This is a genomic window from Microcoleus sp. S13_B4, assembly GCF_036700885.1.
Classification (GTDB): Bacteria; Cyanobacteriota; Cyanobacteriia; order Cyanobacteriales; family Microcoleaceae; genus Microcoleus.
This window is the reverse complement of record NZ_JAUBPU010000076.1, coordinates 1-511: the sequence shown is the minus strand read 5'-3', so window position 1 is coordinate 511 and position 511 is coordinate 1. Positions and strand designations below refer to the sequence as shown.

The window sequence follows — 511 nt, the reverse complement described above, 5'->3', positions numbered from 1 at the left end:
CGACATCAGCTTTCTCGGCTCGCTCACCAATCTGACAGAACTGTCTCTCAGCGGCAATCAAATTACCGACATCAGCTTTCTCGGCTCGCTCACCAATCTGACAGAACTGTCTCTCAGCGGCAATCAAATTACCGACATCAGCTCCCTTGCCTCGCTCACCAATCTGACAGAACTGTCTCTCAGCGGCAATCAAATTACCGACATCAGCTCCCTTGCCTCGCTCACCAATCTGACAACACTGCATCTGGACAGCAATCAAATTACCGACATCAGCTATCTCGCCTCGCTCACCAATCTGACAACACTCGATCTCAGCCACAATCGAATTACCGACATCAGTTATCTCGCCTCGCTCACCAATCTGACAACACTGTATCTGAGCAACAATCCAATTGCCGCTCTGTGCGTGTTAGGCGAACTCGCACAGAAACGTCTTGGGAGCGTGTCACTTTTGTGATGAGTAAAAATACTTAAGCAGCTTTTGGTGATTTACCAATTAAGCCGTTTAAGT

1 protein-coding gene is annotated in these 511 nt (G+C 48.3%); it reads left to right on the top strand.

All coding sequences use genetic code 11. The features are described from left to right. The coding region (locus QT994_RS24675) for a leucine-rich repeat domain-containing protein (RefSeq protein WP_333179275.1) at window positions 1–457 on the top strand (457 nt) is incomplete at its 5' end. Window positions 458–511 lie beyond the last annotated feature (54 nt).